Source organism: Psychrobacter immobilis (genome assembly GCF_904846185.1).
Lineage (GTDB): Bacteria > Pseudomonadota > Gammaproteobacteria > Pseudomonadales > Moraxellaceae > Psychrobacter > Psychrobacter immobilis_B.
This window is the reverse complement of the sequence record NZ_CAJGZQ010000007.1, coordinates 81,528-97,206: the sequence shown is the minus strand read 5'-3', so window position 1 is coordinate 97,206 and position 15,679 is coordinate 81,528. Positions and strand designations below refer to the sequence as shown.

At 43.1% G+C, this 15,679-nt stretch carries 13 protein-coding genes; 10 read left to right on the top strand and 3 right to left on the bottom strand.

Annotation, left to right across the window (positions count from 1 at the left end):
* The first annotated feature begins 358 nt into the window (after positions 1–358).
* From JMW94_RS05490 to sstT (JMW94_RS05470), 5 genes are all read left to right on the top strand, one after another.
* Positions 359–979, top strand: a complete 621-nt coding sequence (locus tag JMW94_RS05490; protein ID WP_201602619.1) for a cysteine hydrolase family protein — start codon at positions 359–361, stop codon at positions 977–979.
* Between the two features lie 190 nt (positions 980–1,169).
* A complete protein-coding gene (locus tag JMW94_RS05485; RefSeq protein WP_201602616.1) occupies positions 1,170–2,849 on the top strand; it encodes a leucyl aminopeptidase in 1,680 nt (559 codons plus the stop codon).
* A gap of 36 nt (positions 2,850–2,885) precedes the next feature.
* On the top strand, positions 2,886–3,374 hold the full coding sequence (locus JMW94_RS05480) for a DNA polymerase III subunit chi (protein WP_201602613.1): 489 nt from the start codon (positions 2,886–2,888) through the stop codon (positions 3,372–3,374).
* A gap of 214 nt (positions 3,375–3,588) precedes the next feature.
* Entirely contained in the window at positions 3,589–4,791 is a 1,203-nt protein-coding gene (sstT, locus tag JMW94_RS05475; RefSeq protein ID WP_201560405.1) for a serine/threonine transporter SstT, read from the top strand.
* Between the two features lie 215 nt (positions 4,792–5,006).
* Positions 5,007–6,209 carry a serine/threonine transporter SstT gene (gene sstT / locus JMW94_RS05470; RefSeq protein WP_055123716.1) on the top strand — a complete coding sequence of 401 codons (1,203 nt, stop codon included), beginning with the start codon at positions 5,007–5,009 and terminating at the stop codon, positions 6,207–6,209.
* 92 nt (positions 6,210–6,301) lie between these two features.
* Here sstT (JMW94_RS05470) and JMW94_RS05465 read toward each other — a convergent pair whose 3' ends face one another.
* Both JMW94_RS05465 and JMW94_RS05460 read right to left on the bottom strand, forming a co-directional pair.
* Positions 6,302–6,625 carry a chaperone modulator CbpM gene (locus tag JMW94_RS05465; RefSeq protein WP_045442974.1) on the bottom strand — a complete coding sequence of 108 codons (324 nt, stop codon included), beginning with the start codon at positions 6,623–6,625 and terminating at the stop codon, positions 6,302–6,304.
* Positions 6,626–6,717: 92 nt separating this feature from the next.
* On the bottom strand, positions 6,718–7,701 hold the full coding sequence (locus JMW94_RS05460) for a DnaJ C-terminal domain-containing protein (RefSeq protein WP_201602610.1): 984 nt from the start codon (positions 7,699–7,701) through the stop codon (positions 6,718–6,720).
* A 572-nt stretch (positions 7,702–8,273) separates the two neighbouring features.
* On the opposite strand from JMW94_RS05460, the gene JMW94_RS05455 reads away from it, so the two are divergent.
* On the top strand, positions 8,274–8,636 hold the full coding sequence (locus JMW94_RS05455) for a septal ring lytic transglycosylase RlpA family protein (RefSeq protein WP_045442968.1): 363 nt from the start codon (positions 8,274–8,276) through the stop codon (positions 8,634–8,636).
* A 111-nt stretch (positions 8,637–8,747) separates the two neighbouring features.
* Here the strand turns inward: JMW94_RS05455 and JMW94_RS05450 are convergent, their stop codons facing one another.
* Entirely contained in the window at positions 8,748–10,769 is a 2,022-nt protein-coding gene (locus JMW94_RS05450; protein ID WP_201602586.1) for an ABC-F family ATP-binding cassette domain-containing protein, read from the bottom strand.
* 467 nt (positions 10,770–11,236) lie between these two features.
* On the opposite strand from JMW94_RS05450, the gene erpA reads away from it, so the two are divergent.
* From erpA to JMW94_RS05430, 4 genes are all read left to right on the top strand, one after another.
* A complete protein-coding gene (gene erpA / locus JMW94_RS05445; protein ID WP_045443732.1) occupies positions 11,237–11,617 on the top strand; it encodes an iron-sulfur cluster insertion protein ErpA in 381 nt (126 codons plus the stop codon).
* A gap of 349 nt (positions 11,618–11,966) precedes the next feature.
* Complete coding sequence (gene gshA, locus JMW94_RS05440; protein ID WP_201602577.1) at positions 11,967–13,541, top strand: glutamate--cysteine ligase; 1,575 nt, start codon at positions 11,967–11,969, stop codon at positions 13,539–13,541.
* Positions 13,542–13,624: 83 nt separating this feature from the next.
* A complete protein-coding gene (locus JMW94_RS05435) occupies positions 13,625–14,152 on the top strand; it encodes a disulfide bond formation protein B (protein WP_045454815.1) in 528 nt (175 codons plus the stop codon).
* Positions 14,153–14,640: 488 nt separating this feature from the next.
* Complete coding sequence (locus tag JMW94_RS05430) at positions 14,641–15,279, top strand: copper resistance protein NlpE N-terminal domain-containing protein (protein WP_201602574.1); 639 nt, start codon at positions 14,641–14,643, stop codon at positions 15,277–15,279.
* Positions 15,280–15,679: the final 400 nt, after the last annotated feature.

The window sequence follows — 15,679 nt, the reverse complement described above, 5'->3', positions numbered from 1 at the left end:
TCTGCGAGACGGGTTAGCGACATGCTGTAAAAATTAGCGATAAAGATAACCGCTAATCCTAGCATATTTTGCTCAAAAATGGCTGTGAAATGTGTTTGCAAACATTGCGTCCATCTTGCTATAACGCTGTATGACTCACTAATAATAGATAAGATATGAAAAGAATAATGAGAACTTGACTCATTAGTTTGTCTTATCTAAAAAGCCTTTTTATTAAGTCTTTGCATGATATTTTTTACTTGATGTCATTTGGAAACCTTTGTGTGTCATTCGTATCACTGCCCTCGCACCATTAGGATTACTTGTTAAACTGAGAAAACTAAAAATTCCTAATTATCTCGCCCAATGGAGAATATTAATGACAAATAAACTCGGTTCTACCCCTTCTACTTTACTTGAACTTGCTGGCGGTCAATTTGATACGCTCGATTGGTCAAATTGCGCCGTGGTTTTTATTGACTATCAAAACGAATATGTCGATGGTGCGATGCCATTGGGGCAAGCTGGTACGAACGCCATTACAAATGCGCGTCTATTGCTAGATAAAGCTCGTAAACAGAACGTCCCTGTCTTCCATATCGCGCATCACGGCGCAGATAATGGCAACGTTTTTGATCCCTTATCATCTAACGTCGAGATTATCGCTGAATTACAACCAAAGGATGGCGAAACCTTCATCGTCAAAAAAAATCCCAATGCGTTCCATGATACCCAGCTTCAAGCACTTATTTCAGCTGCACAAAAACAGCAAATTATTTTTGCAGGCTTTATGAGTCATATGTGTGTTAGCTCAAGCGTGAGAGCCGCCTTTGATTTAGGCTTTGACAGTTTTGTTTGCCATGATGCTTGTGCCACTCGCGACCTGCCTGACTATAAAAAAGAGAAAATCAGCGCTGATATCATGCATGCTACCGCGATGGCAGCACTGCAAGATAGATTTGCCGCTTTAATAGCAACCGATGAGTTAGTTAATAGCTAGTAAACGGTTCGAACCCATGACCTAAACCTTGCTCACTGCGCACTCACCTCGCAATATGCTACACTATTGCGATTGCTTGACTGGCCAAACAATCTGATAATTTAACAGGTATCAGCAATTAAAAAAATCTGCCATTTTCATAGCGTTAACGTCATAACTATAATGTCATAACCCCAATAAGGATAAATATATGAATATTAAATTAACCCAAACACTGCCAAAAACCCATACGCAAAAAATCCTCAAAAAAGAAGCGAAAAGTAAAGACGCGGCCTGCCTTGTCGTCTTAATTGATGATCAAAAAAACATCTTAGCTGAGTCAGTATTGAGCGATTATCAAACCCGCATTGAGCAATTGATTGAAGTATCACACTTTAACGGCAAAGCTTGTGAAACCGTCGCTGACTATGCTTTAGCTGGAGATAAAAAGACCACCAAAGAAAATCCAGTACAGCTATTATTGGTCGGTGTGGGTAATGTTGATAAATTGCGTCATAGCGTTCTAGAGAAAATTGCTAAGACCATTTATAAGAGCACCCAAAAACGCGTCGACTCTATCACTGTAGCGCTGGGCGATAGCTTAGAAGAAAACCAGTTTAGTCAATTTGCGCTGAGCCTACTGGCAGCAAGCTATCGTTTTGACAAGTACAAATCTGAGCAGCAAACGCCTGTTTTAACGGATATCTACTTATTGGCAGAGTCGTCTTTAAAAGATTCGTTAGACTTTGCACAAGCGGTCTTTACTGGTCAAAGCTTGACCCGTGATGTCGCTAATGAGCCGGGTAACATCTGTTTCCCAGCATATATGGCTGAGCAAGCACAGGAATTAGCAGCCACTTATCCTGACCTCTTAAAAGTAACGGTACTTGGCGAAGACGAGATGTCAGCACTGGGTATGAACTGCTTCTTATCGGTCGCGCAAGGCTCTACTAAAGAAGGCAAGCTGGTACTGATGGAGTATCGCGGCAAGTCTAACTTTAGCGCCAATACTGATGGTGATACTAGCAAAGCCATTACCAACAGCGCAAAAGTAGCTGGCGGCCTCAAAGCGTTGGCTGACAAATTACCAACCAAAGCTGCTAGCAAAAAAGCCGCTAAAAATGCTGAACAGAATAGCGAAGACAATGCCAATGCTGCAAATAATGATGCGCCTATCGTGCTTGTTGGTAAGGGTGTCACCTTCGATTCAGGTGGTATCTCAATCAAACCGGGTGCGGCGATGGATGAGATGAAATTTGATATGGGCGGTTCTGCTGCGGTACTCGGTACCCTGAAAGCATTATGTGAAGCGCGTCTACCGATCAACGTCGTCGGTGCGCTAGCTTGTGCTGAAAATATGCCATCAGGAGAGGCAACGCGCCCAGGAGATATCATCATAGCAATGAACGGTAAGTCCGTTGAAATCCTAAATACCGATGCTGAAGGTCGTTTAGTATTGTGCGATACCTTGTGCTACGTACAGAAGTATTATCAGCCAAAAGCCATCATTGATGTCGCAACCTTGACTGGCGCTTGTGTGGTTGCGTTGGGTCACGTCCGCTCGGCAGTCTTTAGTAATGACGAAGATGTGTTGTTTGACTTAGAAAACGCCAGTAACCTATCAGGCGACCTTATCTGGCACATGCCGATGGATGACGAATATCAAGCGCAGATTGACTCGCCTATCGCTGATATTCAAAATATCGGTGGTAAAGGTGCTGGCGCTGTGACTGCTGCCTGTTTCTTATCGCGCTTCATCGAAGAAGGTCAAGCATGGGCGCATTTAGACATCGCTGGTACGGCATGGATTTCAGGTCAAGACAAAGCGGCGACTGGTCGCCCTGTGCCATTATTCATGCAATACCTAAAAAATAGCGCAAATATGGCATAATCTATTGATGAATCACCATTCAATGAAAACCACTTTATGAAAGTTAGCTTTTATGTATTAACTGAGAATAAAGCTCAAGATTTCTTGGGCTTTATTTGTCAGCTGACCCAGACGGCGCTCAATAAAAGCAGCCAGTCGTTATTGATTCTTATCGAAAAAGACGATGCATTGCTGTCGACGCTTGATCAAGCCCTTTGGGCAAAAGACGATACGAGCTTTATACCGCATCAACGCCTTTTAGATTCTAATCCTGAAGGCACTGATATTGACGGTGTTCATACTGATATTAATAATCAATTATTAGCACCAGTGTTGCTTGCCAGCTATATGCCAGCCGATTTTAAAGGGATCGTACTCAATACTACGATACGTCCCGTTAATGACTTTATAAATGCTACCGGCAATACATTGCCAACTCGTATTCTAGAGCTTATCAAACCTGATACGGTCAGCACTGAGGCAGGCCGCGCTAAATATAAGCATTACCAGCAATTAGGGTATGAGCTTACCCATTTCAAAGTTTAGTCTTCTATTACAAAATCAAACGCCAGTCATGGCGTTTTTTTGTGCTTAAATTTTGACTTTTAAAATTCTTAGAGGCTTATAAGTACGTTATTGCCTACTGCCTTATAAAATCTGTCAGTAGGCGCTTATCACAAAAAAATGCTAACATCCTTCGGTCGTTAAGCTAACGATTGTTAAGCTAATATTTATTTCCAAATGGACTAAAGGGGTAAAAATGCATTCATTAATAGCGATGTACCAACGAATCGGATTGGTAACGCTGATTGTTATCGGCTTAGTACTAGGTACTTTGATAGGATGGCTGGCGCCAAGTGTGGGTATTGCCTTAGGTATTTTGGGGACTCTGTTCGTAGGTGCCCTAAAAGCTGTTGCCCCTATACTGGTATTTTTTTTAGTGATGGCTGCTATCTGTCAACATCGTAGCGGGAATAAGGTCTATGTAAAACCGGTGCTGTTTTTATATCTGATAGGCACTTTTATAGCAGCTTTGGTCGCTGTTGGTGCCAGCTTTTTATTCCCAACCGAATTGACGTTAGTGAATGCGACCATCGAGCAAGTACCGCCAGCAAACTTAAAAGAAGTATTGAACAATTTATTACTCAGTCTCGTCGCCAATCCAGTTGCTGCCCTAGCCAATGCTAATTATATCGGTATATTAGCTTGGGCCGTTATCATCGGCATTGCGCTACGACAAGCTGGCGAGACGACTCGCAGCACTGTCAATGACATTGCAGATGCCATCTCAAAAGTAGTCAAATGGGTCATCGCACTAGCACCTTTTGGTATTTTGGGATTAGTCGCCAATACCGTTGCTGATACTGGCTTTGCTGCGTTATTGGGCTATGCACGAATTTTGCTAGTATTGATAGGCTGTATGTTGTTTATTGCTTTGGTGACTAACCCTCTCCTCGTATACTTAAAAACGGGTAAAAACCCTTATCCACTGGTATTCACCTGCTTACGTGAATCTGGCATAACTGCGTTTTTTACCCGTAGCTCTGCTGCCAATATTCCTATCAATATGAACCTTGCCAGCAAATTAGGCTTACATGAAAATACTTATTCAGTCACCCTGCCATTAGGCGCCACTATTAATATGGCAGGTGCAGCGATTACGATTAATGTCTTAACCCTTGCAGCCGCGAATACACTCGGTATTGAAGTGACCTTTGGCTCAGCATTACTGCTAAGTATAGTCGCTACAATCAGTGCTGGCGGCACCTCGGGCGTCGCTGGTGGCTCATTACTACTCATTCCTTTGGCGGCCAGTTTATTCAATATTCCTGATGATATTGCGCTACAAGTGGTGGCTATTGGCTTTATTATTAGTGTGCTGCAAGACTCCGCAGAGACCGCATTGAACTCATCAACAGACGTCTTGTTTACTGCCGCTGCTGATCCAAAATATGCACGCTAATGTTGGGTGTGTTAAAGACGACCATAACAAACCTATCATCTTAAATTGATAGGTATAAAAATAAAAAAGGGCTTAACTGCCCTTTTTTTGGTTATACTTTACCCATTTTTATTCTGTTTTACGAATCTTACCTGTATATGAGTATGAGACTAGTAAAGCAAAAAACATAAAATGGCTTGATCTCTTTTATTATTCATTAGATTGTCGGGGTAAGGATGTATTCATTTTTTGCGATGTATAAACGCATTGGTCTAGTACCACTTATTATTATCGGTTTGATAGCGGGCGTATTGATAGGTTGGTTGGCACCAGATATCGGTATTGCCTTAGGATTGTTGGGTACCTTATTCGTGGGCGCATTAAAAGCCGTTGCACCGATACTGGTATTTGTGTTGGTCATGGCGGCCATTAGCCAACATCGCAGCGGTAATGAAGTTTACGTCAAGCCTGTACTTATCATGTATATGTTTGGCACTTTTTTAGCCGCACTGACTGCTGTTGGCGCGAGCTTTTTATTCCCGACAGAACTGGTATTGGTCAACGCCACAATTGAGCAAGTCCCACCAGCCAACCTCAAAGAAGTACTGACCAATCTACTGCTAAATCTGGTCGCAAACCCAGTTAATGCCATCGCTGAAGCCAACTATATTGGTATTTTAGCCTGGGCAATTATCATCGGTTTCGCACTGCGCCAAGCCAGTGATACCACACGCACTGTGGTCGGTGATTTTTCTGACGCCATCTCCCAAGTGGTGAAGTGGGTCATTGCCCTAGCACCTTTTGGTATATTGGGTTTGGTTGCCAACACCGTCGCTGAGACAGGCTTTGCGGCTTTGGCAGGTTATGCGCGTATCTTGATGGTACTGGTCGGTTGTATGTTATTTATCGCTTTGATTGCTAATCCTATTATTGTACTGATCAAAACGGGCAAAAACCCTTATCCGCTAGTATTCAAATGCTTGCGTGAGTCAGGGATTACCGCATTCTTTACGCGTAGCTCGGCTGCCAACATTCCCGTCAATATGAACCTTGCCCGCAAACTGGGTCTACACGAAGATACTTATTCAGTAACGATTCCACTGGGTGCGACCATTAATATGGCCGGCGCGGCGATTACGATTAACGTCTTAACGCTTGCAGCCGCGCATACACTCGGTATTGAAGTGACCTTTGCCTCAGCACTGCTACTCAGTTTGGTTGCAACCATTAGTGCTTGCGGTGCCTCTGGTGTCGCTGGTGGTTCATTATTGCTTATACCATTGGCAGCGAGCTTATTTAGTATTCCAAATGATATCGCTATGCAAGTGGTAGCGATTGGCTTTATTATTGGTGTGATACAAGATTCAGCAGAAACGGCGTTGAACTCTTCAACGGATGTACTGTTTACCGCAGCCGCTGATCCAAAATATGCGCGTTAAACGCTAAATATATTATTTGCAAAAAAAGGGCCTCATTTTAGAGGCCCTTTTTTTGTGCTGATTTTTTACGTACCGAATAAAGGGGAAATAAGTTATTTTAAATGATCGATTTCAATTTCAATCACTGGTGTCTGCATGTCTAATTGGCGTTTAAATTGGCGTAATTGTTCGAGCTCATCCAATAACTCAAGTATCAAGCCAATCGCAGGAACACTGGCTTCAAAGTCGCGGCTAAGGCGCGAGGCACGGCGCACTGTCGTCAGCTGATAACCAGTGAACTGCTCACGTTCTGGTACATCATATTCGATGATGTCCTCTTCAATCAATTCGATGACCCATTGGCGCTCTTGGCCACAGGCAGATACCAGCTCATCCAAGCTCATGATAATGTCGGTAAATTCAGGCGAGTGTTTCATAGCTATTATCCTCGTTTGCTCTTTATTTCATCGTTATCGTATGGTCTTCATCTCTATTACAGTGTTTCAATGTGAGTAATTTTTGGCGGCCATTAACGACTAATATTGATATCGGCAAAGGCTTGTTTTAGTTGCTCATAAGCTTGGGTCGCAGCCTCAGTGCTGATATCAGGGTTCACGATGTTTAAGGTTAGATACAAATCACCCGCTTGCTTAGCAGGGATACCTTTACCTTTTAGACGTAAATTGCTACCAGACTTACTGTTCTTAGGCACAGTCACAGCAAGCGTACCAGCTGGCGTACTGACGTTGATTTTTTCACCCAACGCCGCTTCCCATGGCGCTATATTGACGGTTTGATAAACATCAGCGCCTTCGATACGGATATTGTCTGCGTGACGGATTTTTACTTTTAAAAATAAATCGCCGTTTTTTCCGCCACCAATACCAGCGGCACCTTGTCCTGCTAAGCGAATTTGCTTGCCATCCGTGATGCCTTTAGGGATTTTAATTTTCAGCGTTTTGTTGTCATACTCGACACTGCCATTCGGTTGACGAATAGGGACATTCAACTTAATGCTGTAGTCATCACCGTTATAAACGGACGCCAAATCAACCGTAATCTCTGCATGTTGATCTTGACCTTTGCTATCTTGCGAGCCAAAACCACCACGCTGCGATTGTCCACCAGCTGAACCACGTGCACCTCGACCAAATGCCGAAAAGATGTCATCGAAGCGGAAGCCACCATCGCCATAAGCTTCGCCTTCACCAAACTGATCTTTGATATCTTCCCAGCGATAGCCGCCTTGACCGCCACTTGCAGATTGACCACCAAAACCACCACTTTGACCAGCAAAGGGATTGTCTAGCATGGCGTCATATTCGGCACGCTTTTCTTTATCTCTAATGGTTTCGTAAGCATTATTAATCTCAGCAATCTTATTGTCTGCATCTGGATCATCGCTCACATCAGGGTGATATTGACGGACAAGCTTACGATATCTTTTTTTAATATCTGCAGCTGACGCGTCTTTTTTGATCCCTAAAATGTCATAGTAATTTTTCTCTGCCATGTTTTTGTCCTCAACATAAAAGCATGTTAATGATACTGGTATGCCCATTTTAAACGATATGGTACGGAAATTTATTCAACTGCGACATAACAGGTGGTAACGATAGTCTATCTAATAATGATAGTAATATAAAAATTCAATACCGTTATACAAATATTACCAGTAATAGTGCCGAACAACAGCAGTGTTTAGGTTGTTTGAAGCATTTAATACATTATGATTCGCCTTTGTCACTGCATTGGCATACTTCTCTATGATTCTGGCATTATTATTCTTTGATAACCACAGACGTCATATCAATTTAACACTCGCCCTAATGAAAAAATAGAGAGTCAAGCCAAAAATACCATTAACAATGTAAATCATTATTTAAAACAATTACATACAGATCACTGGTATTTAGTAGCTAGCGTGCCTAAACGAGCGTTTTGACCTTGGTAGTTCTTTTACAGAACCGTAAGAATATGACAAAGTATGTGTTGTAAAATGAATATATTATTTATACTCATAGGGAGTATGAATAACATAGGCAAGTATATTTGTCTATTTTATAAATTGCTTAAAGGTATTAAATGTCTTATTTAATCAAGTCTTTGGTTATCACATTATCACTATTGCTGAGTACCACCGTTTTTGCTGGAAACACCAGTTATTACGGTAGTCAGTTCCACGGTAAACGCACTGCTAGTGGTAGTATCTTCAACATGAACTCTTTGACCGCTGCGCATCGCACGTTGCCGTTTGGTACGAAGGTACAAGTGACCAACAAGAAGACAAAGCAGAGTGTAATCGTGAAAATTACCGATAGAGGCCCTTTCATTCGGGGTCGTATTTTGGATTTATCGAAAGCCGCTGCTGGTCAAATAAACTGTCAGTTATGTACGACCACAATGGAAATACTGTCTTATGGTGATGGTAAATACCGTAAGGAATAACGTAATAAAAAAGGGAGAGCCAGCGCTCTCCCTTTTTTGTGACTGTCTTTATCAAGTAAAAATAGCTTAAAAAACAATCAAAACCTGCTATTTACTATAACGAACAGCTCTCTACTCAAAACCCGCTTCCATTTCTTCTAATGTCGTCATCAAAAGCAATAGTTTTTCTTCATTGTCACTGTGCTGCTGCTGCAATGCCGTTTGTTCATTAAGTAATAACAGCAAATCAGACTTGCGACCTTCTTCGTACAAATCCGTATCAGCCAGTTTTTCTTCAAGCGTCACGAGCTGTCCATCAATTTTAGCCAATGCCTTTTCTATCTCTTCTATCTCACGGCGAATAGGCGCGGTGAGTTTGCGTTGTTCAGCCGCCAATTTGCGCTGCGCATCTTTACTAAGCGTAGGCATCGTAGCTTTACTTTTTGATGAATGATCAGGTGCTTTATTACTCACTTGACCATTATCTGTTTCACGTGAAACGAATTTCTTACTCTCTTTTTTACTTTTCTTCTTACTGGTACTTTTATCTGATGAGTTCTCTTGTTTACGCTTTTCTGCCAGCCACTTACCGTAGTCGCTGATGTCACCATCGAATTCCTCGATTTGACCATCATGTACCAAAAACAGCTCATCACAGACGTTGGCAATCAACTCACGATCATGCGAAACCAGTACCACTGCCCCTTCAAATCCTTGCAAGGCGATGGTCAACGCTTGGCGCATTTGTAAATCTAAATGGTTGGTCGGCTCATCGAGTACCAGAACGTTCGGACGTTGCCAAACAATCAATGCCAGCGTCAAACGCGCACGCTCGCCACCAGAGAATAGCTCACTCGGCGTGTCGATACGCTCACCGCGGAAGTCAAAGCTGCCTAAAAACGAGCGTAGCATCGCATCAGAGGTTTTACCGGCTAGACGACGCAACATCTCTATAGGCGTTGCTTGGGCATCCAAGATATCCATTTGATGCTGGTTGAAGTAGCCTAATTTTAGGGTATCCGACACACGATACGTCCCTGTTAATACGCCAAGCTCGCCGACCAGTGCTTTAATCAGTGTCGACTTACCTGCGCCATTCATACCCAGCAAGCCAAGACGCGTATCCGGTGTCACTTGCACATTGGCATTGTGCAAAAGTGGCGTATCGCTATAGCCAATATCCGCTTTGGTCAGCTCAATCAGTGGTGAGCTCATATTTGCTGGCTCATAAAAGCGGAAAGAGAACGGGTTGTCCGCCATCATCGGTGACAGCTCAGCCATGCGCTCAAGCTGCTTGATACGGCTTTGTGCTTGCTTAGCCTTACTGGCTTTGGCACGGAAACGACGAATAAAGTCATCCAAATGTGCTTTAGTCGCTTCTTGCTTCTCAAACGCTTGCTGCTGCTGTGCCATACGCTCGTGACGGGTGCGAATAAACTGCTGATAATTACCGGTATAAAGGGTGATTTTTTGTTGCTCAACATGCAGAATATGACCGACCGTGGCATCCAAAAAAGCTTGGTCATGCGAGATGACGATGACCAGACCAGTATAGGCATTGATCCATGTCTCAAGCCAAAGAATCGCATCCAAATCCAAATGGTTGGTCGGCTCATCGAGTAACATTAAGTCCGCACGGCTCATCAAGGTTTTAGCAAGGTTTAGACGCATGCGCCAACCACCCGAAAACCCTTCTACGGGTAATTCATGCTGGCTGGTATTAAAACCAAGACCTGCCATAATTTGTGCCGCTTTAGTGGGTGTACGATAGCCATCAATTTCATCAAACTGCTGATGCAATACCCCGATCTGCTCATCACTAACGCTACTCAAATCATTCAAAGAAGCATTAATCTCATACCACTGCTCATCACCGCTCAATACATAATCAATCGCAGACTGCGTCGTAGCGCCGACTTCCTGCGCCATATGCGCCACATGCCAGCTATCGGGAATACTGACTTCACCTCTATCAAGCGTGACCTCGGTATCTCCTCTGCCCATTCGCGTCAACAATAAGGCAAATAAGGTAGATTTGCCGGTGCCGTTGTTGCCCGTCAAGCCAACTTTGTGGCCCGGATGTAGCTGGAAGCTTGCCCCTGCAAACAACTCACGACCATCACGGCGAACACCAACGTCTTTAAATTCGATCATATAATCTCTTCAACTCAACAGTAATATAAAATATAAGGCAATAAAAAACACACATCTGGCATGTTAACTGGCGGCTATTATTTCAAACGCTTGCCCCATAGGCAAACGATTAAATAACTATTTCAAAACCAAGTGTTTATTCGCACAAAAAGTCTTTCTCTTAGCATGAGTTTATGGGGATAATAACCACGAGCATCAATCAGCCACCTTCAGCCAGTAGCGTCACTCTTGACAAACGAATCAATATCCCCATTATGATATAATGCGATGAGATAAGTGCCCGTTATCAACCAAATCGTTGTAATGACACAGATATCATATTTATAATGCGCCATTAGTCATACCAATAGCAGCGCCATAATAACAGCACCCAATTGAATCAAACGCCGTGCGTATCTTTATTTGCAACTATTTCATTGCAAACCCTAACTGGACGACCGCATTTGATCCTAGCAACTGAGGTAGATATGAACGAATCAGCCAACCAATTTAATCCAAGCGCCAGCCAGCCAGTAGACCCAACTGTTTTAAGCTTAACCGATAGCGCTGCACAAAAGGTGCGACGTCTACGTGAAGAAGAAGGCGACAGCGATCTGATGTTACGTGTCTATGTGACGGGCGGCGGCTGCTCAGGTTTTTCTTACGGCTTTAACTTCGCCAATGAGCTCAATGAAGACGATGCCAATTTTGATAATGACGATGTAACTTTGGTCGTCGATTCACTAAGCTATCAGTATTTACAAGGCTCTACCGTTGACTATACTGAGGGATTAGAGGGCGCACGCTTTATCGTCACCAATCCAAATGCCACCACCACGTGTGGCTGTGGCTCATCCTTCTCTATTTAAGTTGGCGAGACGCATGACTTTTGATCAAGATACCTTCCTCGTTAGTCAACGCTATCATAAACCGCTTAACGTCGTACTTTTGAAGCATCTATCTCGTAGGTAGATGCTTCTTGTTTTATGCGTTTTTTAGAAAACAGTAACGCGCTGTGCATAAAATTTTTTATTGAAATACCTATTAAAATCAAGAGGAATGAGCGCCTGTAAAGCTTATCGTATTTGTAATTGTCCGTGGTTTTCAGGGCAGCTTTGAGCTAAACTGACGGCATTCTTAATCCAATATTTACCTTCATTATGGTCAAACGCCAGTCGTGTTTTGAGCCGCCATAATAAATAACAATAGATGACTATTATGAGTAATTTTGCGAGTAGCTTTGTGAATTTTGACATTCCTGATTGGTTTGATAGCAAGCATTTAACAGGCATGCTCCGCGGTATCGAAAAAGAAGGTCTGCGCGTAAGACCCGATGGCTACTTGGCTCAGACACCGCATCCAGCCAAACTTGGCTCAAAGCTCACCCATCCGTTTATCACAACTGATTATTCAGAAAGCCTACTTGAGCTAATTACTGACCCCAAAACCTCACCAAAAGAGACGCTAAACATGCTGCGTCAGTTGCACGTACTGGTCTATCAAGCCATGCCTGAAGGTGAGCTGATGTGGCCGCTGTCTATGCCTTGTATGCTGTCATCGAATGATGAAGACATCCCACTGGCTGATTATGGCAGCTCTAATACGGGTAAGCTCAAGACGCTATACCGTAGTGGGCTTGGTATCCGCTATGGTCGCCGCATGCAAACGATTGCAGGTTTACATTATAACTTGTCTTTTGGTGACGGATTATTTGAAGTCTGGCAAGCTGAAATACCCGCTGCACAAGCGCAAACGCTGACAGAATTTAAAAACGAAAAGTACTTAGGGCTCATCCGTAACTTTAAGCGTCTGACCAGTTTGGTATTGTATTTACTGGGTGCTAGCCCTAGCGTTTGTCCTTGTTTCTTAGCTGGTCGTGAGCATGACTTAGAGCTGCTAAACGACTCAACTTACTATAAGCCTGCTGCCACCAGCCTACGTATGGGCAAGCTTGGTTATACCAATAGTGTGCAAGAACAGCTCGATATTCGTTATAACTATCTGCCAGAGTATGTCGATGGACTGCGCCGTGCAATTCAGACTCCGCACGAAAGCTTTGCCAAGCTTGGCTTGGATGATGCCGATGGCAACCCTATCCAAATCAACAATCATATTTTACAAATAGAAAATGAATACTATAGCCCTATTCGTCCCAAACAAATCGCGATGAGCGGCGAGACACCGACCGAAGCATTAGAGCGCCGTGGTATCGCCTATGTTGAGTTCCGTGCAATCGATCTAGACCCTTATAGCGATGTCGGTATTCGTCTATCTAGCGCCTGTTTCTTAGAGGTCATGGCGCTGTACTGTCTGCTGAGCGACTCACCTGATCTATTACCTGAGGAAGAAGAGACCTTAGCCATCAATCTTGAGCGCGTGGTAAACGAAGGTCGCCGCGAAGGCTTACACATTATAAACAACGGCGAAGAGCAACTGCTTGAGAGCTGGATGCTGGTGCATTTAGAACGTATGCAACCACTTGCCGCGCTACTTGATGCGCATTATGGCGGCAACGATTACCGTGCAGCAGTCGCGTTAATGCAAGGCAAAGCAGGACATTCTGAATCGACTATTTCAGCACAAGTAAACTCTGATAGTCAGCGTTTAGGCAGCTTATGGCAGCTTGGCTTTACCTTGGCGCAGCAGCATCGTGAGTCTTTATTACAGCAAACGCTTAGCCCAAACACCCAAGCCAAATATGAAGTGTTGGCAGAAAAATCGATATTACAGCAAGCTGAGATTGAAAAAGCCGAAACTGAAGACTTTATGGAATTTTTGCAGCAATATCGCTAAGCTTTGATTGCTGAGTTTTGATTGCTGAATTCTGACCGCCACTTAATGTGTATAGATGACTATTTTATAAGAGTAACTGCCCGATGCTAAAGCTGACCACTTACCGCAATTTGCAAATATTTTTGGTGATAATAGCCGTAATAGGTATGAGTTTTGCGCTGTTTTTTTTACAGCGCTATATGGGGTTTTCGCCTTGCCCACTGTGTATTTTTCAGCGTATTGGCCTCATAATCATGGGCAGTTTTGCTTTGATAGCGGCATTATTCAACCCTAAATCTAAGGCAGTTAGACTGGTATTGTGGCTTGGTAGCTTAGCAGGTATCGGTTGGGCGACCGCCGTGGCTGGACGTCATGTTTGGCTACAGCATCTACCTGCCGACCAAGTACCTTCTTGTGGTCCAGGGCTGGATTATTGGTTAGATACGCTACCGATTTTGCAAGTATTTAAAGAAGTTTTTGCAGGTTCTGGCGAATGTGCCTCTGTTGAGTGGACATTTATGGGTCTGAGTATTCCTGAACAATCTTTGATTCTATTTAGTCTGCTATTAGTGGTACACGGGTTGATATTATGGCGCATTTTACGACCTGTTGCCCCTAGCCGCCTTGCTTGATAGCGAATTAGCCCCTACGTTGCTTTTTGCTAGATCCTTTGTTTTTGCTAGATCCATTTTTCCAAACGAACAGGCGTGTTTATTAATAAACGTCTGTTCGTTCATGAGCCACTATGAAATATCTCCGATAATTTTGGTTCGTCATACCTATCAACGTTAAACCATTATTCTTAGCTCATGGCTAAACCTATCATAACAAAAAGGCCACAGAGATATCTTTAACCTTTGATATCTTGACACAGTTTATTTGCTTTTGATGGGTAAAATAGCGTTTTAAATATCCATCACTGTTGACTGATTGGCGATAGGCTATCGATAGCTTCTTCTCGCCGCCTAGCCTCAGATGGCACTTGTAGTCTCGTAGTCTTCTACTCTAATTTAAACATTTATACTTCCTATTATCTTTCCTTTTTGACAACGTATTGAGTTGTCGATAGTGTCGATAATCATTTGGAATGACTATTAAAAAACTGTTTTTTGGTGTGACCATGATATATTTTTTGCCTACTTGTTCTAACACGCTAACTATCCTCAAACGCGGTGGTCGTTGTTTGCTAGCGCTGCCCCTCTGTGTGCTGCTCATCGGCTGTGATAGTACTTCGTCTAGCGGCGATAAAGGTATGACGACTAAGGTCGCCCCTATCGATCATGTAGAAGAGAACAGCGCACAAGCTAGCGCAGAGAACTTGCCAGAAACCAATCTATTAAATGCGGGTAGTGAGCTAGATAAAGTGTCAGAAGGACAATCGCTGATCGCGGCTGCCCAATCGAGTAACGGTGCATATCCCCATCAATCGCTGACACGCTCAGAGCCGCGTAATGGCACGTTACAAGCCACGTTAATGGGCGATTATGGTGGCATGGTACCCTGTAAATCTTGTGATAGCACTGATATTACATTGAATTTGTTTGCTGATGGTTCAGTGCTAAAAACCAGTATAGATAACAATCCCGAAATGCCGAATGCACCCCTGTTTGAGCCTGGTGTTTATCGTCAAGACAATGATATGATTACGATTGTCTATGAAGACAAAAACATTGAAGCGTATCATATTCAAGACAATCATCTTGTCTTAATGGATGAACATAAAAAACCTAACAATGACTATACCCTGTCGCGCAAATAATAAAATAGCGGCATAAACATTTAGAGGCTCTAAATTTTAGGTGCTCTGAATGTAGTGATGCTCAATGAGCCAAACTATTCTTTTAATAACGCCTACTTACTGGGCGTTTTTTATTGGTCATCATACGGTGTTTACTTTACAATAAGTGCTTGTTTTCGACGCTGCTATTTGGCGAACCTATGCTGTTTTTGTGACAGAATATAGGGTCGAAGCAATATAAAGTAGAGATAAGGCAAGCGGACGTCAATAGTACGTTTGGTACATGAAGCACGGTTAACGCCGTCACCATTTATGATATTTTAATTATAGCCAAGACTGATGATCATTAGGTTGAGCGTATCCTAGAATACACCACGGTTAATATCGGTAACTTTTGGGATAATGCTCCATTTTTATTCTT